This is a genomic window from Proteus columbae (assembly GCF_009914335.1).
In the GTDB taxonomy this organism is placed as follows: Bacteria; Pseudomonadota; Gammaproteobacteria; order Enterobacterales; family Enterobacteriaceae; genus Proteus.
Window position 1 is genome coordinate 785,916 of record NZ_CP043925.1, and the last position, 23,945, is coordinate 809,860.

Below are 23,945 nucleotides of genomic sequence, written 5' to 3' on the forward strand. Positions count from 1 at the left end.
CTTATGTTTGGTAATTTAGGACAAGCTGGAAAATATCTAGGACAAGCAGCACGTATGCTAATAGGTATTCCTGATTACGATAATTATGTGCAACACATGAAAGATAACCATCCAGATAAGCCTGTTATGACCTATAACGAGTTTTTCCGTGAGCGTCAGGAAGCCCGTTATGGCGGTGGTGATGGTAAAGGCGGTTTTCGCTGTTGCTAATGATCCGTAAAGGAGATAAATGATGGAACCTATTGCAGTGACAATACTGACCGGTTTTTTAGGATCAGGAAAAACAACACTTTTACGTCATATGCTTAATGAAGAGCATGGCTATAAAATTGCCGTTATTGAAAATGAATTTGGTGAAGTCCCTATTGATGATGAAATCATTGGTGATAGAGCCACTCAAATTAAAACACTGACCAATGGTTGTATTTGTTGCAGTAAATCGAATGAATTAGAAGATACGCTATTAGATTTATGTGACAGCCTAGATCGCGGTGAAATCGAATTTGATAGATTAGTTATTGAATGCACTGGGATGGCTGATCCAGGCCCTATTAGCCAAACATTCTTTTCTCATGAGATCATCTGCCAGCGCTACTTATTAGATGGCATTATCACACTTGTTGATAATGTTCACGCTCAGCAACAACTGGATCAATTCACGATTGCACAATCACAAATTGGTTATGCTGACCGCATTCTGTTAACGAAAACAGATGTCACTCCAGCCTCTCCTGAATTAATGGCACGATTAAGACGTATTAATGCTAGAGCGCCTGTGCATACCGTGATCCATGGACAAATTGATTTAGGATTACTGTTTAACGTAAAAGGTTTTATGTTGAACGATAACCTCGATGTAAAACAGCCTCTGTTTCGTTATCAGGCTGATAAGCAAGATGACATTAATTCGATTGTACTAAAGTTTGATTATCCTGTTGAGTTACAAGAAGTTTCAGACGTAATGGAAAAATTATTATTAAGCTTTGCTGATAATCTTTTGCGTTATAAAGGGATATTAAATATTAAAGACCAACCTAATCGCTTGTTATTCCAAGGTGTACAACGCCTTTATAGTGCTGATTGGGATAGACCGTGGAATGAAGATGAAACTCGTCAAAGCACATTGGTTTTTATTGGTATTCAATTACCAGAAGAAGAGATAAGAGCCAATTTTGATGCATTGATGCCTAGTACAGAAGAGAAGGCTTATTAACCTAATACCCTGTAGTGAGTGTTAAAAAGCAGTAAGAAGTAAAGTAGTTAAGTAACCGTAGTCGTTGAAACGTAGTAGTTGAAATGTAGTAGCCGTAAATAGCAGTAACGAATATTGATAAGCTCCTGACTTGAGGAGGATCCTGTTCCTAGGATCTTATGTTTCACCCCATAATAACCAATATTATGGGGTGTTTTTTTTTAAACGCTCAAATTAGCCATTAGCAACGGCTTTATATTCCATGATCTCAATAATTTGAACATCGGTATGTTGCATTGCACGGCTTGCTAGTGCACATAGATTTTCAATTGTAGAATCAACATCATGAGCGACAATACCGTCATTACCTGTCACATAAGTGTTATCTAGAGCCATTAACACAGCTTTATAAGCTGCACTTGCACCAGTTGAGACTTTCATCGCACAACTATTTGAAGCACCATCACAAATCACACCGCTGATATCACCAATCATGCTACTAATTGCCATAGCCATAGATTCGTAACGTTCATCCATTAGCCATGCAATTGCACCAGCTGCGCCCATTGATGCGGTTGTTGCTGCACATAACGCAGATAGTGCAGGAAATTTATGGTGAATATAAATAGCCAGTAAATGGGAAAGCATTAATGCTCTTGCCATTTTCTCTTCGCCAACTTGTAAATATTCAGCAACCACGACAACAGGCATCGTTGCGGCAATACCTTGGTTACCTGAGCCAGAATTACTCATTGCGGGTAAAACGGCACCACCCATACGCGCATCAGAGGCAGCAGAAGTACGGATCATGATTTCTGATAATAAATCTTTTGCTAATAAGCCACGCTGTTGCTGGCGTTGTAAAGTTTGCCCAATATGTAAACCATAAGTATTGTTCAAACCTTCTTTTGATAGCGCATCATTTAAGTGTGCTGACTCAAGGATAAAAGAAATTTCTTCTACTGGAGTTTGGGTAACAAACTGGTAAATTTCTTGAGTGTTGGTTTGGGTTAACGTTTCTTTTATTTCGCAAGGTGATGCAGACTGTTCTGCGCCAGCACAAGTATTATCAAGAACAACATGACCGTTATGAATAATTTTAACAATATTAGTGTGGTTACCTGCAATAATGACAGTTGCGCTGTTTTCACTATCTTCAACAGTCACTTCACTATATAGAACTTCTTGGCACTCTTTTTTAATTGAAACATTCACAATGCCAGCAGCTAACAGTGCTTTGCTTTGTTCAACGTGTTCAGGCGTTGTATTTTTTAATACTTCTAAACCTGCTTCACTGTCACCACCAACGGCACCTAGGCTTGCTGCAATGGATAATCCCACCATGCCTGTACCTGGTACGGTTACGCCCATACCGTTTTTCATTAAATTAGGAGAGACTTCAGCACTAATGCGGGTAATCGCGTGTTGTAAGTAACGTGCTGCTGTTGCAGCCGCTAATGCAAGCGAAATAGGCTCTGTACAACCTAAAGCGGGTTTTACTTGTTGCTTAACTGCCGCTATCAATATTTTCCAACGAGAAGATAATTGTTCTTTCATTGCATGCATCCAATAAACAGTATGAAAATTCAATGGGTTATTCTATTTTTAATACAAACATCATACTGAATTTATGGGAGAAAGTTTTTTCTGAATTTACTAAGATTGTACAAATTTTGAGAAAATACTGCCCTTATTAACTTTAAAAATGGTAATTTTTTCTATGTTAAAAACAAGGCAACCGTATTGACTCTCTTGCGATATTTATCAATAAAAAGGAGGGTGTTTTGTATTCTTTTTATTAAAGAGACGTGGTGAGAAACATAAAGAGAATGAGATGGTGTTAATATCTAATAATAAGACTAAATAAAAATGCAATAGAACGAATACACCATTCTATTGCTAGTATAATTATCATACTTAATGTGGGCTAACTCAGAATAGTTAAAATAAATGGCAATGAGTGAGTGCGTTTAATATCATGTCATCATTTTAACAAAATAAATAATAGGCGTTTTATTTTCTGCTGTATAAGAATAATATCTTATTATTTTGTTAATATTTTCATTGATTTAGTAATTTTATTTTTGTTTTAAAATGATTGAGTAAATATATTTTAAATAAAATGTAACTAATTTTTTATTTATGAAAATAACAATAAATTATCTTCACTTATTTTTAAGATGTTTATTATTTGAAAATAACCTGAAGCAACAATTATTGCTTCAGGTATATTTATTAATAATAGAAGATAGCAATAATAGCACTATGGAATACAAAACCGACCATAAGCGGTACTGCTGTTCTCTTTACAACATCAAACGGTTGTAATTTTGCGCCACTCGATACGGCAATGATTACACCCGCCACTGGAGACATACCTCGTCCCATATGTGACGCTTGTTGCATTGGTAAAATCATCGCAATTGGGTTTACGCCCATGCTATGGGCAATTTGTGGAATAAGTTCAACGAAGGCAAGGAAAGGTGCATTACCTGAACCCATAATAATCGCGGCAGCTAATGTTACGATAGCGAAGACCAATGCCATTGCAAATGGTGGTAGGCCAACAGATTCTGCCATAACGATCAGACTGTCTATTGCACCACTGACTTTAATACCATGAGCAAAAACACCTGCTGCGACTAATAATCCCACAACATTACTAAATGCAGAACCCATACCCTTTAAGAAATGCTGGAAGCCCGCACACACTGATTTAAAATCACGTAAGCGTAATGTTTCAATCAGCATACAAATTGCCATTGAAATCAATACAATAGTGACTACATCAAGGTGAATGCCTTTAACAAATAGGCTTGATGAACTTACTGCCATAATGATAGGTAACATTGGCAGTAAGGCATAAAAGCCGGGTACATTTTTATCACTCTTTGCTTCTTCAGACATTTTGCCTAATTGAGGCACAAACCCAGCTTTGCGATCACAATGGCGTTGCCAGAAGATATGTGTAATACCGACGGCTAATACGGTAGCAATCGCCGCAGGTCCTTGGTAATAAAGCACATATTCAACAACGCCTAAATCAACTGCTTTTGCACCACGAATAGCATCAATTGCTGTTGGGGTATAAGCAACGCCCAATGAGGTTGCAATCACGCCAGCCGCGGAAGCGGGGGATAAGCCAAGCCCTATCATAATCGGGAACATCGTACCCATTAATAGAACGGCCAATCCTGTTGCTGAAGGAATAGCAAGTTGCAAAATACTTGCGAGTAAAAAAGAGAGAAATAGCAACACATAAGGTGAGCGCATATTTTTCAATGGACGAGTTGCAACACGGACAACGGCCTCATTGGCACCAATATGATCCATATAATGTGCAAATCCCATCAGCGCCATGATCATTAAACCAAGATCAGCCGCACGGCTACTAAAGAGATCACGCATTACTTCAAAAGGATCTAACCAGCCAATACCTGTTGTTTTGACATTTTTAGGAAGAATATCTCCCCAACCAAACATCATTGTTAGCGCCATTAAGGCTAAACCCGCCACTAACAAAACAGGCTCGGCTTTATATCCTTTCAAGATCATTCTAGCGACAATAACAACGACAACTAAGACCGCAAGAATTTGGATCATGCTTTAGCTCCAGGTGCAAAGCGTTCAGCGGTGATCTTAACGACAGATTTTAAGACATCACTTGCCGCATAAAGCGATTTAACTGGCAGATATTCATAAATAGAGTGGAAGTTATGAGCGCCAGTAAAAATATTAGGACAAGGCAGACCATTTTGAGAGAGTGCAGCTCCATCATAACCACCGCGCATTGGGATTGGGCGAGGTGTAATGCCATTCGCTTCATAAGCCGCTACTGCAATATCGATAGGATAGCGGTTATCACCTTGCAGGCTATTAAACACGTTTGCATAACGATCTGCTAGTTTACAAGTGACAGAGCCTTCACCCCATAAACCTTCACAATAATCTGAGAGTTGTTTTAAAAATGCCATGCGGTGCGCATAACCTTTTTCGGTGAAATCACGCACATCCATTTTTAATACAGTACGCGCGCTATTACCTGCTAATTGTTTTACCCAATAATAACCTTCACGGCCTTCTGTATATTCAGGTGCTTCACCGCCCGGTAACATAGCAACAAATTTATGTGCCATTAACAGTGAGTTTTTTAATTTCCCTTTGGCTGACATTGGGTGCGCTGATGCGCCTGTAAAGGTGATTTCAACATCACCCGCATTCCAGTTTTCATACACTAATTCACCAATACCACAGCAATCTAAGGTATAGGCAAAATCAGCACCAAATTCTTTAGTATCAAAGACTTTTGCACCACGTAAACCTTGTTCTTCATCTGGCACAAAACCAATTTTAACTGTACCGTGTTTAACTTCAGGATGCTGTTTAAAGTACTGCAACATATCCATAATAGAGGCGATAGCGGCTTTATCGTCAGCACCTAATAGGCTTGTGCCATCGGTCACGATAATATCGTCACCAATATAGTTTTCTAATTCAGGAAACTCGCTTTGGCGCAGATAAATATCAAGTTCTTTGTTTAAGCAAAGGTCACCGCCTTTATAAGGTAGGATTTGCGCTTTGGTATCGTTAGTTTGTTCAGCGCTGGTATCTAGATGACCAAAAAAGGCAACCGTAGGGACATCATAATCAAGGTTTGAAGGAAGTGTCGCTGTGACAATCGCGGTATCGCGAATTTTAATATCTTCAACACCTAACGCTTTTAATTCTTCCACTAATTGTAGTGCAAGCACTCGCTGACCTTCCGATGAAGGCATGATACCAGCAGCGCCATTTTCCCTGTTAGTTGTGGTGTTAACTTTTGTATAAGAAATAAAACGTTCAACGAGATTCATGACAAGACTCCATTGTGTTTGATTTTTTGTATTCTCTCTATTAAAGCTTAGTTGTCTCATTTATTGGAAAGGGCAACACCTACTTGTTGTATCATAAAAAAACCAGCAGGGAATTAGAGGAAAATAATTTTTTTTGCAGAAAATTTTTAATGTTAATTAATATTTAATTTTTGGTTTTTTCTTTATTAAAAAAAATCGTGTTTTGTATAGGTGAGGTTATTTTATTTACTTTATGACTTCTATTTTTGTGAAGTTAATCATTAAACTTCACTATTATTTCTTTATCATAATTAATATATTTTTTGAAAATTATTAAGTTTTTTTCTTAAAATAAATGCTATTTATTTAAAAAAATAGAAAAGAGAAGTGATAGATGAGGGGGATCCTGAGAGTAAAATATTGTTTATATATAAATAATATGAGTATTATGATAATGAATGGTATCAATGAAATTGGTAGAAAATCACCCTCTATTGCGAATAAAATAGTCTCCATAGACGGGGAAATAAAACTCTCTATTTCTAATCTATCTATCAAGGTGAGGAATACAATAAATGAATTTATTCACCCTAATCGCTATGAAAAGAAAATGTTTTTTAAAAAGAAACAGAGTGTTTTAAAATTTATCGAACTTCCAAATAAAGATTTGATACCAATTGATAAAGCTATTAACGCTCTTCGTTCATGTAAACAAGATAGTTTGTTGAAGAGTAAGATGTTATTAATTGATTATATTACAGATATGAAATTTAAACCTCTAATGAATAATTTTGAATTACTAGAGAAATCCAATTCTAATTATTTAAAAGAAAGTGAAATTGAATTTGATGATACAAGATATGAATCTGCAAATTTTCATTCTTATGAAATAATTGAACATGGTGAAAAAGAATCATCAACGCTATCTAATTTAAATAATGATGATACACCGATAGAATCTAATGAAAACAAATTAGCTATTGAAAAGGACAAATTTAAATCTTTCTTGATTGAAACAACAAAAGACATATCATTATTAGATAGATTATCAGATAGCGATAATAGTTATGGCTATACTTTTCTTGCTAAAGCCTCTAATTTTTTAGAAGATTATAATGGGATTGAAAATAAAGAAAAATCAAACTGTTTTAATAAGAAGAATTATTTAAATAAATTGGTTAAATCAGATTGTTTTTTTAAATTAAATAAAAAAGCTAATGATATTATTTGCTTACAATATTTAAAAAATGAGCAAAGCAAGCATGAAAATGGTGTTGTAGAAGAAATTATTATTAAGCAGCCTAGTGAAGAGGAGAAATTAAAAGAAACAGAGAAACAAAAAGAAACTCTAGCCGGAAAAGATAAGATAAATGAAAGAAATCTAGCATTGATAGAGAAAGAGCATAAAGCTAGATTTAATTTAATAAATAACAATAAATTAATTGGTGGTTTTTTAGATGAAATAGACGAACAGCTTAAAATATCGAATGAAAATAAGCATCTTACATTAAAAGAATTATTGGAAAAAGTTAAAAAAAGCTAAAATTATGATGGTGGTGCCCATGGTTTTTATTGTAGCTGTATTTTAAATTTCAATGATAAATTGATAATGTTTAAAAATAAAAACACACAAAATGGTTTTGTTACCATGCTAAATGACGTAATAGATATCAAGTTACTTGTTTAAATAAAGATAACCACCTTTATAAGGAATAACTTGCGCTTTTTTCTTATTAACTTGTTCTACACTGGTACCTAAATGACCAAAAAAGGCAACCGTAGGGATATCATAATCAAGGTTTGAAGGAAGTGTTGCTGTGACAATTGCGGTATCGCGAATTTTGATATCTTCAACACCTAACGCTTTTAATTCTTCCACTAATTGTAGTGCAAGTACTCGCTGACCTTCCGATGAAGGTATGATACCAGCAGCGTCATTTTCCCTGTTAGTTGTGGTGTTAACTTTTGTATAAGGAATAAAACGTTCAACGAGATTCATGACAAGACTCCATTTTGTATTCTCTTTATTAAAGCTTAGTTGTCTCATTTATTGGAAAGGGCAACACCTACTTGTTGTATCATAAAAAAACTAGCAGGGAATTAGAGTAAAATAATTTTTAGGTCTAAAAAAAGCATCTCTAATATCAAAAATAATCAGAGTGAAAATGATAATATAAAATTAGATTATAAAAAATAAAAAAGATATTGATGAGGTTTTTGATAGGGGTTTATCTAGAGCACAAAGAAAAGTAAAAAGTGATGAAATAAAAGAAATAGTAATTAATGATATTATCTCTTCTTTGGAGGAAACACCTACATTAGAGAAAGAAAAAATTACAGAGTTTAAGAATGAGTTATATTTTAATTCTAAATTGATTTTGTTTTCTGGTGATACAACGTCTTTAACGAAAATTAAAGAAGATTTTATGGGTTCAATAGTTGATACTCTATTAAATTCAGATGATAAGATAAAATATAATATTGGAAATATTGATGGTTATAAATATTTTTTACAAGATAGTATTAATAATACTGTCGATATTATTCTTTACAAAAATTAGCTTTATATATTTTCTTGTAAAAATTATTTATATGGATGGTGGATAAATGGTAGATGAAGAAAAATCGAAATATATAATATTATCTATATTTAACTAATAGGATGATAATGATGTATCTTGAAAAGATAAACATAATGCCACAAGGAATGTATTCAACTTTAGCAAATCATATATCAGATACTGATCTCTCTATTAATAGAGACTCAGTGTTATCAATGAAAAATTCATCGCATGAATTTATTGGTGTTAAGTGTTTAGAAAGTAAAACAATGGAGATGCTAGACGAACCAATTTATATGGACATGAGTAAAGATATCTCTTGTGTTTCTAATTCTTACGAAATTTTTTATGACAAAATCGCTGATGGCTATTTTTCTAATAAAAGTTTATTTATTAAAAGTGAAAAAGAAAATCCATTTTTTGATTTAGATAAGAAAGAGCAAGAATCAATATTTAGTTATTTAAAAAATAAAGGGTTTGATACTAATAAATTAATAAATAAAGAATTGCTAAAAAATGTTATTGATAGTTCTATTAATGAACCTATTGAAGATAATATTTATGAACCAATTTATGAACCAATTTATGAAACAATGAATCAAGATTGTTTGTTAAAAGAAAAACTAGAGCTTGTTGATGATTTATCTAAAATTATTTATAAGAATAATAAAGTGAATGGTAAGTTTAAAGATAACTTAATTAAGATTATTATCAATGTTTCATTAGATGAATTATTTTCTTCATGTGAAAAATATGAAGAGCAGTATGAGATACAAGATTATTTTTTAATTAATAGATTTATTTATCGATTTATAGAAGATTTTAATAAATCAAATAATCATAAAATTAAAGTAAATGAAGATTTAAAAAGACGTTTAAATGCTTTTATTCTTCTTGAGAGTTTAAAGTTGAAAAATAACAATATTATCTAATAGGGTTTCCCCGATAAAATATCGGGGAAAAAAAAGAGTATTAGTACTAAATATCCAAGCGCTTAGTTTGCCATTTACGAGAGCGCCAACGCCATGCGTTAGTTAAGCCACGCAGCCATTCATCACAAAGGAAGCCAATCCAGATACCAATCAAGCCCATTTCCATTTTTATACCAAGGAAATAGCCCACCGGAATAGCAATACCCCACATAAAGCAAATTGCTGTCATCAGCGGGAATTTAGCATCGCCGGCTGCACGCAAAGCATTCACCATCACGATATTAAAAGTACGGCCGGGTTCTAAAAAGACGGATAAAATAAATAGAGGGATCAATTGGTCAATGATGCGTTGGTCTTCAGTGATCGAATACAAAATAGGATCACGCATAAACCAATAAACAATCACAACCCCGATGGTAAATATCACTCCCGTTTTTAAGCTTTTCCAGCCTCTAGCAAAAGCATCATCAAAGCGTTTAGCACCAACTAAGTGACCCACTAGTATTTCATTACCAATACTAATCGCTATACCAAAAAGCATTAAAAATAATGACAGTTGGAAATAGAGAGTTTGCGCTGCAAGAGGGACTTCGCCCATTAAGCCAATAAAGGCTGATGCAGTCATATAATGTAAAATCCAAACCAAGTTCTCACCCGCAGCAGGTAAACCGATATGTAGGATTTTCCCTAACATATTTTTAGACCACACGACGAGTTGCTTGGCTTCGAATTTAATACGTAAACCGTAGAACAGTAATCCACATAGTAAAATAACTGCAATAATACGACCAACAACCGTTGACCACGCAACACCCACTAATCCGTATTGTGGCAAACCAAAGAAGCCGTAAAGCACAATCATATTACCAATAACAGTAACAATATTAGCAATCAATGTGACATACATGGCGGCTTTTGATTTGCCGTAAACTCTCAGACAAGCTGCAAGAATAATCGAAATTGCCTCAGGAATAAGACAAATACCAATAATATGCAGATAATTGTAGCCATCTTGCACCAAGTGCTCAGGCGTATTCATTATGTTGAGAATATTGTAGCCAAAGAACAGGATAATCAGTGCGCTACTAATACCCAGCAAAGAGTTAAATGCGATAGAAATATGAATTGCTTGGCTTGCTTTCTCTTTTTTACCTGCACCTAAGTATTGGGCAATAACAACGCTACACCCAACGCTAATAAAGCTAAAAATGGTGATGAAAAGATCAAAAACTTGGTTACCGACGCCCATAGCAGCTAAGTAAGCCGTAGAAACGTGACTTACCATGTAAGTATTAATTAATAGTGTGGCTAGATGTAGGAAAATATCTATAAATATTGGCCAACTAAGGGAAAAAAGCGAGCGATCCGCTACATCAGGCTGATGCATTGAAAACCTTCTTAAAAACAGAGTGAAATCGATATTATTAATATAACGCGTAGGAAGATAAGAGATTCTACAAGGTTTATTTATAAGGTAATAGCGCAAATAATGTTTATCTGGCAAAAAAGATGTTTATATGGTTTATTCATTGATAACTAATCACTATTATCATTAAGAGATGATTCACGTTAAAGTCAGGGGAATTAATGAATACTAAAATAAAAGTGGCCATTGTCGGTTATGGAAATATTGGTCGATTTGCATTAGAAGCGGTTCAAGCTGCTCAAGATTTTGAATTAATGGGTGTTGTTCGTCGAGATATTAATAATGTTCCAGAAGAACTGCAAAATATTACCGTGACTAACGATATTAAAACATTAGGTAATGTTGATGTTGCTCTCTTATGTTCACCGACTCGTGCAATTAAAGAATTAGCTAAATCTATTTTAAGCTTAGGCATTAATACAGTAGATAGTTTTGATGTTCACAGTGAAATTGTGTCATTAAAAACAGAGTTAGATGAAGTCGCAAAAAAACATGACCGTGTCGCTGTTATTTCAGCAGGTTGGGATCCGGGGTCTGATTCTATTATTCGTACGCTAATGTTAGCTATGGCACCAAAAGGGATCACTTATACTAACTTTGGCCCTGGTATGAGCATGGGGCATAGCGTAGCTGCTAAAGCAATTGATGGTGTAAAAGATGCACTTTCAATGACTATTCCATTAGGAACTGGCGTTCATCGTCGTATGGTTTATGTGGAATTAGAAGCAGGAGCAAATTTTAATCAAGTAGAGCAAGCCATTAAAGCAGATAGCTATTTTTCTTCTGATGAAACTCATATTAAGCAAGTCGATTGTGTTGATAGCTTAAAAGATGTGGGACATGGTGTACAAATGTCTCATAAAGGGGTTTCGGGTAAAACACATAATCAATTATTTGAATATTCAATGCGTATTAACAATCCTGCATTGACGTCTCAATTTATGGTATCTGCTGCAAGAGCAAGTATGAAACAACGTGCAGGTGCTTATACGGTTATTGAAATTCCACCAGTTGATTTCTTAGCGGGGGATTTAAATACATTAATCGCAAAACTTGTCTAATTCGATTAAGAGTATCTGCATAAAATATTGCCCACATAACGTGGGCAATATAGATTAACGCTTAGGCAAACTTGATGATTTTGAATTAGCGTTTAATGCTTTTAAATTCTTTGGTCGTTGCGGTTAATGCCACTTCTGTTGGTAAGCGTTCCATTGAACTTGCACCATAGAAGCCGTGGCAATCAGGGCAATTATCTAAGATATATTGTGCATCTTCTGGTGTTGCAATTGGGCCACCATGACAAAGCACAATGACATCAGAACGTACAGCTTTTGCCGCTTTTGCCCAGTCATTAATTAAAGGAACACAGTCCGCTAAGGTTAATGCTGTTTCAGCACCAATATTACCGCCAGTTGTTAATCCCATATGAGGCACAATAATATCTGCACCAGCCTCAGCCATTGCAATCGCGTCTTCACGACTAAAGACATAAGGTGTGGTTAATAAACCTTTTTCGTGGGCCTTGCGGATCATATCTACTTCAAGGCCATAACCCATACCTGTTTCTTCTAAATTAGCGCGGAAATTACCATCAATCAGACCTACCGTTGGGAAATTCTGTACACCAGCAAAGCCTGTTGCTTTAACTTCATCTAAGAATTTATCAAAGTTACAGAAAGGATCTGTACCATTAACGCCAGCAAGTACAGGTGTATGTTTAACAACAGGTAATACTTCTTTTGCCATATCCATAACGATTTCATTGGCGTTACCATAAGCTAATAAACCCGCTAAAGAACCACGGCCAGCCATACGATAACGACCAGAGTTATAAATAACGATAAGGTCAATACCACCTGCTTCTTCACACTTAGCTGAAAGCCCTGTACCTGCACCACCGCCAATAATTGGCTCATGGCGTGCAATCATTTCATTGAATTTTTTTAGTAACGTTTCACGTGAATGAGTCATTCTTCTTCTCCGTGGTTAACAAATAAGTTCCTGGTGTAAATCATAAATTTGCTGAGTAAACTCAGCAGAGTTTATGTGATAAGGACTGATGACTAACTGACGAGTCTCTGTCTCTTTAAATGTTGTTATAAATGCATCAAAAAAAGCTTGGTTCGCTTGAGGATCCCAGAAAGGGGCTCCTTCAATATCCAGAGCTGAAAAACCGCCCTGTGGTAATACAAACCGCAATGGACCTTCACACTGATTGAGTTTCTCAGCGATCCAGATACCTAATTGACGGTTTTCCTCTGGTGTTGTACGCATCAAGGTGACTTGCGCATTGTGATGATAAAATTGACGCCCTTTATATTTCTCAGGAACACTCGATGGGCGACCAAAGTTCACCATATCTAATGCGCCACAAGAACCTATATAAGGGGTTTTGGTACGGGCGATTGCACCAAAACGGTCTTCATCACAAGCAAGTACACCGTCAAACAAGTAATCACACACTTCTGTTGTTGTAAGATCGAGCACGCTATGAAGTAGGTGACTGTCTGCCAGTTTTTCCATGGCTTTACCGCCACTTCCTGTTGCGTGAAAAACAAGGCAGTCATAATTATTTTCAAGTTTTTGTGTAAGTTGTTGTACACAAGGCGTAGTTACACCAAACATTGTTAATGCGACAGCCGGTTTATCAACAACATGTTCTTCCTGGTAAAAATAGACAGCGCCAGCTATTTGGTTCGCCGCATTTCTTAGGACTTTGCGAGAAATGCGATTTAAGCCGGATACATCTGTGACGGAGTACATCATTGAGATATCACTTGCACCGATATAGCCTGAAATATCGCCAGACGCCATCGTCGATACCATCAATTTAGGTACACCAATTGGCAAAGATTGCATTGCTGGTGTAATCAGTGCCGTTCCCCCTGATCCGCCTAGTCCAAGAATGGCTAAGACATCATCTTGGTGAGTTAAATAGTGTTCAAATGCGATAGACATCGCTTCTATGGCTTTACCTCTATCGCCACAGAAAACCGCGTCTTTACCATTAGGATGAAAACTTGCGATTTCTGCTGCGGTGACATCAGCTTCTTTGGCGAGTGTCGTGGGTTTAGTTGTCAAATCGACGGTTTTAACAGGAAGGCCTGCTTTTTTAATTAAATCACTGACATAAAAAATCTCAGCACTTTTAGTATCAAGCGTTGTGGCAATATAAATAGAGCCAGAATACTGTTTCATAAGCCTTCCCTTACCTTTTATGATTATCGACGAATAGATTATAACCATAATGAGACTCGAGTTTCATTTATCATAACATCGTTTTGAGACTCTTGTCTCATTATTTTTATTTTTATACTCTAGAGGTCGATAAGGTGTGATTAATCACCTAAAGTAAACGTTAAGTGTTGTGAGTATTTGACTTAAAATAAATTAGACACATAAAGTGTGGAAATAACGAAGGATTTTCTATGAGTGACAATGACGAAACGGATGCTATGTCCGGTACACGAAAAAGAACCCATCAATTATTGGTGACAACAGCATTGGGACTTTTTGAGCAAGGAATGTTACCGACAGTGTCGGAATTAGCGGCACATGCAGGTGTTTCGAGAGCAACCGCATATCGTTATTTTCCAACACAAAGTGATTTAATTAGTGCCACTGTTGATGCAAGTTTAGCACCGATCATTGCATGGAAGCCCACTCCTGAAGATAATACGCAACAGCGCATTACTGAATTGCTCAATCTTGCCTATCCTCAAATGTTTAAACATGAAGGTGCACTGCGTGGTGCATTACAAGTCTCATTACAGCAGTGGGCAAAAGAAAGGCAATCAAGTGAATATGCAGAAAAACGATTTATTCGCGGTCACCGTAAAGAGATTCTACTCAAAGTTATTGAGCCATTAAAAGCACACTATCCTGAAGAAATGTGGGATAAGGTGATTAAATCTTTCTCTTTAATTTATGGGTCTGAAGTCTTTTTGGTAATGAAAGATATCTGGAAAATGGATGATCAACAGGTCATTGATATGACTCAATGGATGGCAAAAGCTATTCTAAATCAGGCAAAATCTGATTATCCTGCAGATAACGATTAATTATTTGAATAAATCAGTTAAAATTGTATAAATCATTTACGTTTTAGCTATTGCAGGGATCGTTATGTCACACAAAACAGAAGACCAAGAGTGGCTGGTAGAACAACTACAATTTATTGCACAAGGCATTGGTAAAACATTATCGCCTTTTTGTGAAGTTGTACTTCATGATCTAACCGATAGTGAAAATACCATTATGGTCATTGAAAATAATCTATCAGGTAGAAAAGTAGGGGATAGAGCAACTGAGCTAGGAATGGCACGTATTGAATCGTCAGATTTCCCTCAGATTGTGGCGAATTACCCCAATCAATTTCCGGATGGAAGAACGGCAAAAAGTACGTCTATCGGTATTAAAGACAAACAGGGCAATTATGTTGCAGCGTTATGTTTAAATATTGATATTTCAATGATCAAAGGATTACAAATGGTACTTAACCAATTTGCAACCCTTGAAGAAGGTAATGACATTATTGAAACCTTTAGTTCAGTGACGGAAGATTCGCTAAAAAAACGTATTGATGAGTTTTCTGCGACTTATTCAGTCACACCAAGAGCATTAAAACCGCATCAACGGCGCGAGTTGTTACTCTGTTTACAAGATGAAGGTTATCTTTCGCTGCGTAAGGCGATGGAAATTACTGCCCAATACCTTGGTGTTTCAAGAGCAACGGTGTATAACGATTTAAAAGAATGATTAAGAAATAAATTATTTTTAAATTCCAGCGGAAGATAAATCAGTAAAATAAAAAAAGATATCACTTGTTGATATCTTTTTTTATTTCTATTTTTAAATTTTAATAATATAGTGTTTTTTTATTGAAACTAGTTAACTAATTACTTGTGTGTGATTTTTATAAACATAAAAAAATAAAAGGAATAGACTGTCTATAATAATTTTTAATTGATAGGTGTTAAAATGAAAATTTCAGAAGTGAAACCAGTTATATCTACAGTTATAGATAAGATTAATAATAAAATAGATAAAGGATTTGATTTTATAAAAAATATAAAATTGATTGATAATACTACTGTTTCTTTTGATAAAGGAAAAAGAGAAGAAATATCCCAAGAAAATTATTTAAAGTATATTACAGGATGTCAGAATATATTAAATAAAACAAAGCCTGATATTTATAGTCCCCATTTTGGAAGTCTTAGAGCAGAAAATAAAGAAAGTATAGTTAATAAAGAAAATATAGTTAATGGAGAAAATATAGTTAATGGAGAAAATGTAGTTAATGGAGAAAATGTAGTTAATGGAGAAAATGTAGTTAATGGAGAAAATGTAGTTGATAAAGAAAATGCAGTTAATGGAGAAAATGTAGTTGATAAAGAAAATGTAGTTGATAAAGAAAATGTAGTTGGTGAAGAAAATGTAGTTGATAAAGAAAATGCAGTTGATAAAGAAAATGTAGTTGGTGAAGAAAATGTAGTTAATGGAGAAAATGTAGTTGATGAAAAAAATGCAGTTGATAAAGAAAATGCAGTTGATGAAGAAAATATAGTTAATAAAAATACGGATGAGTTAGAAATAGAGAAATATTTAGATGAAGTAATTAATAATTCGAATTCAATTATTAGCTTAGATAATGATGTTGGAGATACCATAGATTTTGGGAGAGATTTGAAAAGAGAAAACGTTAATATAAAAGAAACTAGAGATAAACTTCCAGATTGGATTACTAATTCAGGAAAGAAAGAGTTAAATACAGAACAAAAACTTTATTTTAGAAGCGAGAAAAAAAGGAGCTTTAAAAATCTAATTATAAATTTAACCTCTCCATTTAAATTTATAAATAGAACATTATTACCTGTAAAAATAAACTTTGAGAATGAAAATATAAATAAAGCGTTAAATACATTTAAATTTGATAATGTATCAAGTGATAATGATGCATTTAAAAATTTCTCAAATAAGTTAAATCAACTTAATAAAACATTTACTGATAATGTTAATAAGGTAATATCTAAAAAAATAAATAGTGATAACAAAATAGATATTATGATTAAATATCATACCTTAGAAAAAGCTTTGGAGTGTAAGCTTGTTGATGATATTAAAATAATAAATAATGAATTTAAAGCTGATTTGGCTAAAAATAAATTCCAGAATAATTACTCTGATTTACCTAGTAAAATAATGGGTAAATTGAATATTGTTTCAAATTTAAATATAGATGAACTATTCTCTTCTAATACAATCGATAATTTAAAGAATTTACTAAAAGAAAAAATCAACAATCAGGATAAAGATGTGAATGTTGATAGCGTTATTAATAAAATTATTGATTCTATTTTTAATAAAAAGAATAGATTAGAAATTAAAGAAATTTCTGGTGGTGATTTTGAAAATGTTAAACAAGAAATATCTTTAAGTTTAACAAAAGAATTATTTAACCAGCTATCAAAAGATGAAAACTTTATTGGCGAGGATGACTCTATTGCTAAAGTAGACAACTTAATAAGGATGGTGAGCAAGGATATTTATAAGAATATGGGAGAGCCAACAGATAAAGCAATAACTTTACTCAACAATAGTTTTTATGAAAATATAAAGAAAAATGATAATGGACATGATTTTCTTACTCGGTTATTTAAAAACTCAAGTAATAACATTAATTATAAATGGGCGCAAGATGCTGTTGTTCTATTAGTTAGTTATAGTTATTTTGGAAATAAAAATAATGAAATAATTAACTACACTAGTGACGGTATGGTTGGATATGGCGGTAGTGGTACTAGTAGCACACAAAAAACAGCAGTGGAAGATAAACTAAAAGGTATTTTTAGCCGGTTAGGGTTAAGCATTGATGATTTAGATAAATCTAAAGATGAAGTACTAAGAAAGTATTTTGCTAATTATTTTGAGCATATCTAATAATTTTATCAAGTTATTTATATGTTTAATAATTTAATTATATTTATTGATATATGGGTGGATGATTTATGATTAGCAAAACAAATATATTTAACCCCAGCGTGTTATTTGTAAATAAAAAACATTATCTTCCCAAAAATGAAGATTATATTTTTACAAAAAAAATAACTGAAATAAGAAACACACCAGTTTCACCTTCTTTTGGTAAGAGAATTATTCATGTGTTGACTTCTTTATTCCATAAACTAGAGATTGGTTTTCTTATAAAAGATATAAAAAATAATAAACTATTTGATATTGTTGATACAAAAAAACATAGTAATATTTTCAATAAAATAGATAAAGAAAACATTGAAATAGAAGGTGTTAGAGAAGAAAAAATAGAAATAAAAAATAAAAATTTAAATACTATAAATAACATAATTTCTCATGCAAATGATAAGTTTGAGTTTTACAGTTTCTGTGATTATTTAACTGAAGTGAAAAGAGCTAAAGATTTTTTCTCAGGACTAGATGATATAGAGAATGAAGGCTCTAACAGTAACTTAATTGTAGAGTGTTTAAATGAAATTATTAAACTTAGAATAAACTCCATAGATGATAAAAGTATTAAAAATATTTTCAAGTTAATAAATTCAAATTTTAACTTCGAAAATATTCATTTAAATAAAAAATATGATTTTATGCATAATTTTTCGACAGGAAAAGAAAGAGATAATTTTATAAAATCAATGAACATTTTACTTATTGGTATTGAAGAAGCCCAAGTGCTTGATAAATTTGATGATACTATAAAAAATAAAATAGAAAATAAATTATCTACTATTATGATGATAGCACTTAATAAAAATATGGGTAGTGAATATTCCTTTAATGACTTAATGCAAGAATGGATAGGAAAATATATTAGTGATAACCATAATGCGATAAAAAGAAATACGATAGTAGATACAGTTACACAAGTAGATACAGATATAATTAATGATATAGATATAGAAACAATAATAATATTACCCCAATCTACACCTAAAGAAGACTTGCAAGATAGATATATTGATATTGATGATTTTAATGTTGGGGATTATAAATTTACATTAAAAAGTGAAATGGATAATGCAGGTAAAATTGACGATGGTGATACTCAGGATATTGATGATAGTGAATTAATATTAGATAATTCAAAAGAAATGAATGAAGATGATAATCCAGATTATCAATGGGATTATGAAAATTTTAATATAAATAATATTCATTATAAAAGACCAGAATTGGATGATTTAATGGAAAAAATAAAGAATTTAAATTCAACGCTAAAGTCAGATGAGAAATTTAATAAAATAAATAATAAATTAGACTCGATTATACTCGATATAGATGAAAACTCTACTGAAGAAGACACACTTTTAGATTTAGATGAGAAATTAAAATTTTCACCAGATAATTATCAATTGAATTTTAGTAAGAACGAAAATACGAGTGAAATAAGTGAAAAAGATAAAACTAACAAAAAATTATAAATCCTTTCTTAAGTAATATTTTTTATCACTAATTGGATAGTTTTCTAACATGCCAAATATCTCAAACCCCTGCTTTTGATAAAAAGGCAGGGCTTGAAAGCTAAAAGTATCCACTTCAGCATATTTGGCTCCTTTTTCTTTTGCTGTGCTTTCCATCGTTTGCAACAATTCTGTACCTATGTTTTGTCCACGATAGGTTTTATCTACCCACAAATAACGAATGCGTAGCCAATTCCCTAAAATATCCCCTATGATCCCACCTATTTTTTTACCATTCTCCTCCTTAAAAACAGCAAGTGGTGTGTATTGATCCATATGAATATAGCTGAGGTTATGTGTTAATAAGCCTTCATAAATTTCATTGATCTCATTTGATGTGGGATTTGTGGTTATTTTCAGCGACATAATCGGCTCTATGCATTAAAAAAAATAATAATTACATTATCACTATTTGGTTATTAAATATTTATACAAATGCTAGGATGGAAACAATAATTAAAAAAGTTGGATAACACAACATGTCGTTTTTAAAAACTCTGCCAGGTATTCTATTTTGTGCATTAATCGGTGGTGTTCTTACCCTTTCAGGTTTGCCTATGGCTCTGATGTTTGGGCCAATTCTCGTTGTCATTATTGCTTATCGTTTTAAATGGGAGCTTGCGGTTCCTAAACATACATTAACGTTTATTCAGCTCACTTTAGGTACATCGGTTGGCTTAATGTTTAACCAAGTTCATTTAGGCAATGCTGATAATTTAATCATTCTATTACTGACGTTGGTTGTTTGTTTAGCCATTCAATTTTTTGTGAGCTATTTTTGGTTCCATCGCCATATTGGTTGGACGAAAGAAGAATCAATGTTAGGTGCCGTACCCGGTGCGATGGCGGCTATTTTGGCTCTTACGGATCATACTAAAACACCACCACAAAAAATCGTTATTTCTCATACCATTCGTTTAATGGTGCTGATTATTATGGCGGGTTTTATTGTGGGAGCCGATAAAGCCAATATGCCTGAATTTGCAATACCCGAAATGACAATAATTTCTCTGTTGTGGTTATTGTTGATTATTGCGTTAGGGTTGGGCTCTGGGATTTTATTACAGAAAATCCGATTTCCTGCGCCTTTTATGCTAACCTCATTAGGCAGTGCGATATTGGTTCAATCTTTTGTGAGTGAGCCTATTACGTTTCCAATGCTTCTTAATGAATTGAGCATGGTATTAATTGGTATGAATATTGGCGCACATTTTGTTGTTTTCCCGCTTTCATCACTGATTAAAAATGCATTTTCTTCTGTGCAAGTTGTGATTATTAATGTGATTTTAACCGTGATTGTGGCGTATGGGGCGGCTTATCTAACAGGTGTGCCTTGGGCAACGTTAGTATTAGCTTGGGCGCCGGGAAGTATGGAAGCAATGACTTTTGCTGCGATAACCATGAATGTAGATGCGGCTTTTGTTATGTCGAATCATATTTTTCGAATGCTGATTATTCAAAGTATTCCATCTGTTGCTTTATATTGGAATGAATATAGGCAGAAGAAAAATAATTAGCATTAAAGAAAGGTAAAAAATCTGTTGATAACCTCTATAAGTCACTTTATATCGCGACTGTATTTAAAGAGGTTATCTCGCTTTATTTATCCAATAGTGAATTAACACAAGTATTAATAATTTAATAAACTTAGCGATTTATTTGCTAATAGCTGACATTTCTTACTGTGTGTTACTTCAATGCCTTTTAAATCCTTATAGCTATCTTCATTTAATTGACTCATTGGCAACGTCGAGTAATTACTGACATCCCATTGTTGTGAGCGTGAAAAAACCATTAATGCTCTTTCAATTTTAGGTTTTGATATTTGCTCATAACCACAATCTTTATTTAGAAAAAGGTAGATAGCGGTTAAATCTGCCAAGTCTTCTGCTTGCGTGTAAGTTAACGCTTTTGTACTCGAAGAAAAGAGCATAGTAAAAGAAAGCGTTAGTGTGCAGAACAAGGCGAACATTTTTTTCATTAGGTGAGCTATTCCTTTGTGTGATGATTTAGCAAGTTTTGTTATTTGGCTTAATGTAGTTAAAAGTTTTGCAAAGACCTTCTTTTTTGTTGGGGTTTAAATTGACCTTCCAGTAAGGGGAAACTTTAGCATCAGTAATAGTTTACAAAGCTTTTTTATTCATCTTATTTCGATAAATACATAATAACTTGTTTTTATTCAAAGGAATATATTATGCAACGTCGCGAATTTTTAAAATTAGGCGCCACATTAAGTGCTGTAACATTATTACCAAGCTGGAGTCGTTTTGCGTTTGCTCAAAGTAACACGCCTTCATTGGCTATTCCACCTCAAATTACCCCAGATGCTCAACAAAAGATTGTTCTTAATATTCAACAAGGTGTTTCTCAATTTATTCCGACGGCAAGTACAACAACTTGGGGTTATAACGGCAGTTTATTAGGGCCTGCATTGAAATTGAAACGAGGTCAACCTGTCACTATCAATATCAATAACCAACTCCCCGAAACGACAACCGTTCACTGGCATGGGCTTGAAATTAGTGGCGAAGAAGATGGCGGCCCTCAAGCAGCGATTGCACCTGGGAAATCTCGCACAGTGACTTTTACACCAAACCAAGTTGAATCAACGTGTTGGTTCCACCCTCATACGCATGGTGTAACAGGTCAGCAAGTGGCTATGGGGTTAGGCGGATTAGTGATTATTGAAGATGATGAAACCGCAAACCGTAAATTACCTAATCGCTGGGGCGTTGATGATTTACCTGTTATTTTACAAGACAAACGTTTAGATAGTGATGGACAAATCGATTATCAACTCGATGTAATGAGTGCGACGATTGGCTGGTTCGGCGATATGATGTTGACCAATGGGGCGATCCAACCACAGCATATTGTGCCAAAAGGCTGGGTAAGATTACGATTCTTAAATGGATGTAATGCGCGTAGCTTAAATCTTGCCACTAGTGATGGCAGATCCATGTATGTGATCGCCAGTGATGGTGGATTATTAGCAGAACCTGTAAAAGTGACAGAACTCCCTATTTTAATGGGAGAGCGTTTTGAGGTTTTAGTGGATACCTCAGATGGTCGTGATTTTGATATTGTCACTTTACCTGTACGTCAAATGGGCATGGTGTTAGCACCGTTTGATAATGTATTACCTGTATTACGTTTATTACCGTCAGCAGAAAAAGCACAAGGTACTTTACCCGATCAATTAGCATTAATTCCGGCATTACCAACCCTCAGTAACATTGCAACTCGTACATTACATTTACGTATGGATATGCGTTTAGATATGCAAGGGATGATAGCATTAACAGAGCGTTATGGTGATAAAGCTTTAGCGGGTATTCATCATGGAATGAGTCATATGCGCCAAGGTAACGGCAATGGCATGATGGGCGGTGGAATGAATTGTGGTCATGGTAATGGGGATCTAGATATTTATAATGCTAATAGTATCAATGGTATTCCATTCTCAATGACTGAACCCGCATTTGATGTGAAACAGGGTATTTATGAACGTTGGGTTGTTTCTGGCCGTGGTGACATGATGTTACATCCATTCCATGTACATGGTACGCAATTCCGTATTTTATCTGAAAATGGTCGAGCACCAGAAAAACATCGCCAAGGCTGGAAAGATATCGTGAAAGTTGAAGGTCAATTTAGCGAAATTTTGGTGAAATTCGATCATTTAGCCACAAAAGCGCATCCATTTATGGCGCACTGTCATTTATTAGAGCATGAAGATACCGGTATGATGGCGGGTTTTACCGTTAGTAAATGATTTGTCGCTATAAAACTTATTAATATCAGTAAGATAAACCGACGAAAGGCATAAGATTAATATTTTGTGTCTTTATTTTCATTAAATCAGATCATCGCATGATGAAGGAAGTTCTGGTACAATCGTTTGCTTTCCCCGTTAACCCAATCGAAATAAATCATGAAACATATTGTTGATGTCATGATCTCTGAAGAAGAGATCAAACAGCGTATTGCTGAGCTAGGTCGTGAAATCACAGAACATTACCGCCCACGTCAAGAACAACACGATCTTGTCTTAATCGGCTTGTTAAAAGGTTCTTTTATTTTTATGGCAGATTTATGTCGTGAAATTAATGTGAACCATGAAGTCGATTTTATGACTGTATCAAGTTACGGTAATGGTATGACGTCAACGCGTGACGTTAAAATCATTAAAGATCTTGATGAAGATATTCGTGGTAAAGATGTTCTGATTGTTGAAGATATTATTGACTCAGGTAATACCTTAAATCGAGTTAAAGAGATTTTAAGCTTACGTGAGCCAGCTTCTATTTCTATCTGTACTTTATTGGATAAACCCTCTCGTCGTGAAGTTGATGTGCCAGTTGAGTGGATTGGTTACTCCATTGAAGATAAATTTGTTATCGGTTACGGCATCGATTATGCACAGCGTTATCGCCATCTGCCTTATATTGGGCATGTAACGTTATTAGATGAGTAATCAATTGACTTCAAATAGAAGTGA

21 protein-coding genes and 1 pseudogene are annotated in these 23,945 nt (G+C 34.1%); 13 read left to right on the top strand and 9 right to left on the bottom strand.

Features of this window, described 5'->3' with window-relative positions:
• Nucleotides 1-3: 3 nt before the first annotated feature.
• The gene (locus F1325_RS03650) at nt 4-210 is read left to right on the top strand and encodes a YbdD/YjiX family protein (protein WP_004245057.1); all 207 of its coding nucleotides are present in this window, start codon (nt 4-6) and stop codon (nt 208-210) included.
• A gap of 22 nt (nt 211-232) precedes the next feature.
• Nucleotides 233-1,213 carry a GTPase gene (yjiA, locus tag F1325_RS03655; protein WP_109371655.1) on the top strand — a complete coding sequence of 327 codons (981 nt, stop codon included), beginning with the start codon at nt 233-235 and terminating at the stop codon, nt 1,211-1,213.
• Nucleotides 1,214-1,426: 213 nt separating this feature from the next.
• On the opposite strand, the gene F1325_RS03660 is transcribed toward yjiA, so the two are convergent.
• The 3 genes from F1325_RS03660 to pepT all read right to left on the bottom strand — a co-directional run bounded on the left by F1325_RS03660 (nt 1,427) and on the right by pepT (nt 6,045).
• The gene (locus tag F1325_RS03660) at nt 1,427-2,749 is read right to left on the bottom strand and encodes a serine dehydratase subunit alpha family protein (RefSeq protein WP_109371653.1); all 1,323 of its coding nucleotides are present in this window, start codon (nt 2,747-2,749) and stop codon (nt 1,427-1,429) included.
• Nucleotides 2,750-3,427: 678 nt separating this feature from the next.
• On the bottom strand, nt 3,428-4,795 hold the full coding sequence (gene dcuC, locus F1325_RS03665; protein WP_109371651.1) for a C4-dicarboxylate transporter DcuC: 1,368 nt from the start codon (nt 4,793-4,795) through the stop codon (nt 3,428-3,430).
• Nucleotides 4,792-6,045 (bottom strand): peptidase T, encoded by a 1,254-nt coding sequence (pepT, locus tag F1325_RS03670; RefSeq protein WP_109371649.1) that lies wholly within the window; start codon nt 6,043-6,045, stop codon nt 4,792-4,794. The genes dcuC and pepT overlap by 4 nt, the downstream gene beginning before the upstream one ends.
• A gap of 433 nt (nt 6,046-6,478) precedes the next feature.
• Between pepT and F1325_RS03675 the strand changes: the two genes are divergently transcribed.
• The gene (locus tag F1325_RS03675) at nt 6,479-7,567 is read left to right on the top strand and encodes a hypothetical protein (protein WP_160230003.1); all 1,089 of its coding nucleotides are present in this window, start codon (nt 6,479-6,481) and stop codon (nt 7,565-7,567) included.
• A gap of 135 nt (nt 7,568-7,702) precedes the next feature.
• Here the strand turns inward: F1325_RS03675 and F1325_RS03680 are convergent.
• Nucleotides 7,703-8,023 (bottom strand): annotated as a pseudogene (locus F1325_RS03680) (peptidase T); the annotation flags it as partial.
• A 301-nt stretch (nt 8,024-8,324) separates the two neighbouring features.
• On the opposite strand from F1325_RS03680, the gene F1325_RS03685 reads away from it, so the two are divergent.
• Both F1325_RS03685 and F1325_RS03690 read left to right on the top strand, forming a co-directional pair.
• Nucleotides 8,325-8,585, top strand: a complete 261-nt coding sequence (locus F1325_RS03685; RefSeq protein WP_109371645.1) for a hypothetical protein — start codon at nt 8,325-8,327, stop codon at nt 8,583-8,585.
• 107 nt (nt 8,586-8,692) lie between these two features.
• The gene (locus F1325_RS03690; RefSeq protein WP_160230004.1) at nt 8,693-9,517 is read left to right on the top strand and encodes a hypothetical protein; all 825 of its coding nucleotides are present in this window, start codon (nt 8,693-8,695) and stop codon (nt 9,515-9,517) included.
• Between the two features lie 46 nt (nt 9,518-9,563).
• Here F1325_RS03690 and F1325_RS03695 read toward each other — a convergent pair whose 3' ends face one another.
• Complete coding sequence (locus F1325_RS03695) at nt 9,564-10,904, bottom strand: MATE family efflux transporter (protein ID WP_160230005.1); 1,341 nt, start codon at nt 10,902-10,904, stop codon at nt 9,564-9,566.
• Between the two features lie 200 nt (nt 10,905-11,104).
• Here F1325_RS03695 and F1325_RS03700 point away from each other — a divergent pair, with 200 nt between their 5' ends.
• Entirely contained in the window at nt 11,105-12,004 is a 900-nt protein-coding gene (locus F1325_RS03700) for a diaminopimelate dehydrogenase (RefSeq protein ID WP_160230006.1), read from the top strand.
• An 85-nt stretch (nt 12,005-12,089) separates the two neighbouring features.
• On the opposite strand, the gene F1325_RS03705 is transcribed toward F1325_RS03700, so the two are convergent.
• Together F1325_RS03705 and F1325_RS03710 are read right to left on the bottom strand one after the other, a co-directional pair.
• On the bottom strand, nt 12,090-12,917 hold the full coding sequence (locus tag F1325_RS03705) for a phosphoenolpyruvate hydrolase family protein (protein ID WP_088493647.1): 828 nt from the start codon (nt 12,915-12,917) through the stop codon (nt 12,090-12,092).
• A 15-nt stretch (nt 12,918-12,932) separates the two neighbouring features.
• The gene (locus F1325_RS03710; protein ID WP_109371637.1) at nt 12,933-14,144 is read right to left on the bottom strand and encodes a Tm-1-like ATP-binding domain-containing protein; all 1,212 of its coding nucleotides are present in this window, start codon (nt 14,142-14,144) and stop codon (nt 12,933-12,935) included.
• A gap of 230 nt (nt 14,145-14,374) precedes the next feature.
• On the opposite strand from F1325_RS03710, the gene F1325_RS03715 reads away from it, so the two are divergent.
• The 4 genes from F1325_RS03715 (at nt 14,375) to F1325_RS03730 (ending at nt 19,405) form a co-directional block, all read left to right on the top strand.
• Nucleotides 14,375-15,007 carry a TetR/AcrR family transcriptional regulator gene (locus F1325_RS03715; RefSeq protein WP_160230007.1) on the top strand — a complete coding sequence of 211 codons (633 nt, stop codon included), beginning with the start codon at nt 14,375-14,377 and terminating at the stop codon, nt 15,005-15,007.
• 64 nt (nt 15,008-15,071) lie between these two features.
• The gene (locus tag F1325_RS03720; protein WP_006535016.1) at nt 15,072-15,704 is read left to right on the top strand and encodes a helix-turn-helix transcriptional regulator; all 633 of its coding nucleotides are present in this window, start codon (nt 15,072-15,074) and stop codon (nt 15,702-15,704) included.
• A gap of 222 nt (nt 15,705-15,926) precedes the next feature.
• On the top strand, nt 15,927-17,888 hold the full coding sequence (locus F1325_RS03725) for a hypothetical protein (RefSeq protein ID WP_160230008.1): 1,962 nt from the start codon (nt 15,927-15,929) through the stop codon (nt 17,886-17,888).
• A 68-nt stretch (nt 17,889-17,956) separates the two neighbouring features.
• On the top strand, nt 17,957-19,405 hold the full coding sequence (locus F1325_RS03730) for a hypothetical protein (protein WP_160230009.1): 1,449 nt from the start codon (nt 17,957-17,959) through the stop codon (nt 19,403-19,405).
• Here the strand turns inward: F1325_RS03730 and F1325_RS03735 are convergent.
• On the bottom strand, nt 19,400-19,810 hold the full coding sequence (locus tag F1325_RS03735) for a GNAT family N-acetyltransferase (protein ID WP_160230010.1): 411 nt from the start codon (nt 19,808-19,810) through the stop codon (nt 19,400-19,402). The genes F1325_RS03730 and F1325_RS03735 overlap by 6 nt on opposite strands.
• Before the next feature lie 113 nt (nt 19,811-19,923).
• Between F1325_RS03735 and F1325_RS03740 the strand changes: the two genes are divergently transcribed.
• A complete protein-coding gene (locus F1325_RS03740) occupies nt 19,924-20,961 on the top strand; it encodes an AbrB family transcriptional regulator (protein WP_160230011.1) in 1,038 nt (345 codons plus the stop codon).
• A 113-nt stretch (nt 20,962-21,074) separates the two neighbouring features.
• On the opposite strand, the gene F1325_RS03745 is transcribed toward F1325_RS03740, so the two are convergent.
• A complete protein-coding gene (locus tag F1325_RS03745) occupies nt 21,075-21,425 on the bottom strand; it encodes a YacC family pilotin-like protein (protein ID WP_160230012.1) in 351 nt (116 codons plus the stop codon).
• A 213-nt stretch (nt 21,426-21,638) separates the two neighbouring features.
• On the opposite strand from F1325_RS03745, the gene cueO reads away from it, so the two are divergent.
• Nucleotides 21,639-23,219, top strand: a complete 1,581-nt coding sequence (gene cueO, locus F1325_RS03750; RefSeq protein ID WP_160230013.1) for a multicopper oxidase CueO — start codon at nt 21,639-21,641, stop codon at nt 23,217-23,219.
• A 159-nt stretch (nt 23,220-23,378) separates the two neighbouring features.
• On the top strand, nt 23,379-23,921 hold the full coding sequence (gene hpt / locus F1325_RS03755) for a hypoxanthine phosphoribosyltransferase (RefSeq protein ID WP_151434361.1): 543 nt from the start codon (nt 23,379-23,381) through the stop codon (nt 23,919-23,921).
• Nucleotides 23,922-23,945 lie beyond the last annotated feature (24 nt).

What these genes read in the sequence shown, in the direction of transcription:
- hpt (WP_151434361.1), top strand. Translation starts at nt 23,379, where the DNA reads ATGAAACATATTGTTGATGTCATGATCTCTGAAGAAGAGATCAAACAG.
- F1325_RS03720 (WP_006535016.1), top strand. Translation starts at nt 15,072, where the DNA reads ATGTCACACAAAACAGAAGACCAAGAGTGGCTGGTAGAACAACTACAA.
- F1325_RS03660 (WP_109371653.1), bottom strand. Translation starts at nt 2,749, where the DNA reads ATGAAAGAACAATTATCTTCTCGTTGGAAAATATTGATAGCGGCAGTT.
- F1325_RS03690 (WP_160230004.1), top strand. Translation starts at nt 8,693, where the DNA reads ATGATGTATCTTGAAAAGATAAACATAATGCCACAAGGAATGTATTCA.
- F1325_RS03735 (WP_160230010.1), bottom strand. Translation starts at nt 19,810, where the DNA reads ATGTCGCTGAAAATAACCACAAATCCCACATCAAATGAGATCAATGAA.
- F1325_RS03695 (WP_160230005.1), bottom strand. Translation starts at nt 10,904, where the DNA reads ATGCATCAGCCTGATGTAGCGGATCGCTCGCTTTTTTCCCTTAGTTGG.
- cueO (WP_160230013.1), top strand. Translation starts at nt 21,639, where the DNA reads ATGCAACGTCGCGAATTTTTAAAATTAGGCGCCACATTAAGTGCTGTA.
- dcuC (WP_109371651.1), bottom strand. Translation starts at nt 4,795, where the DNA reads ATGATCCAAATTCTTGCGGTCTTAGTTGTCGTTGTTATTGTCGCTAGA.
- yjiA (WP_109371655.1), top strand. Translation starts at nt 233, where the DNA reads ATGGAACCTATTGCAGTGACAATACTGACCGGTTTTTTAGGATCAGGA.
- F1325_RS03725 (WP_160230008.1), top strand. Translation starts at nt 15,927, where the DNA reads ATGAAAATTTCAGAAGTGAAACCAGTTATATCTACAGTTATAGATAAG.
- pepT (WP_109371649.1), bottom strand. Translation starts at nt 6,045, where the DNA reads ATGAATCTCGTTGAACGTTTTATTTCTTATACAAAAGTTAACACCACA.
- F1325_RS03675 (WP_160230003.1), top strand. Translation starts at nt 6,479, where the DNA reads ATGAATGGTATCAATGAAATTGGTAGAAAATCACCCTCTATTGCGAAT.
- F1325_RS03730 (WP_160230009.1), top strand. Translation starts at nt 17,957, where the DNA reads ATGATTAGCAAAACAAATATATTTAACCCCAGCGTGTTATTTGTAAAT.
- F1325_RS03700 (WP_160230006.1), top strand. Translation starts at nt 11,105, where the DNA reads ATGAATACTAAAATAAAAGTGGCCATTGTCGGTTATGGAAATATTGGT.
- F1325_RS03710 (WP_109371637.1), bottom strand. Translation starts at nt 14,144, where the DNA reads ATGAAACAGTATTCTGGCTCTATTTATATTGCCACAACGCTTGATACT.
- F1325_RS03705 (WP_088493647.1), bottom strand. Translation starts at nt 12,917, where the DNA reads ATGACTCATTCACGTGAAACGTTACTAAAAAAATTCAATGAAATGATT.
- F1325_RS03745 (WP_160230012.1), bottom strand. Translation starts at nt 21,425, where the DNA reads ATGAAAAAAATGTTCGCCTTGTTCTGCACACTAACGCTTTCTTTTACT.
- F1325_RS03715 (WP_160230007.1), top strand. Translation starts at nt 14,375, where the DNA reads ATGAGTGACAATGACGAAACGGATGCTATGTCCGGTACACGAAAAAGA.
- F1325_RS03650 (WP_004245057.1), top strand. Translation starts at nt 4, where the DNA reads ATGTTTGGTAATTTAGGACAAGCTGGAAAATATCTAGGACAAGCAGCA.
- F1325_RS03740 (WP_160230011.1), top strand. Translation starts at nt 19,924, where the DNA reads ATGTCGTTTTTAAAAACTCTGCCAGGTATTCTATTTTGTGCATTAATC.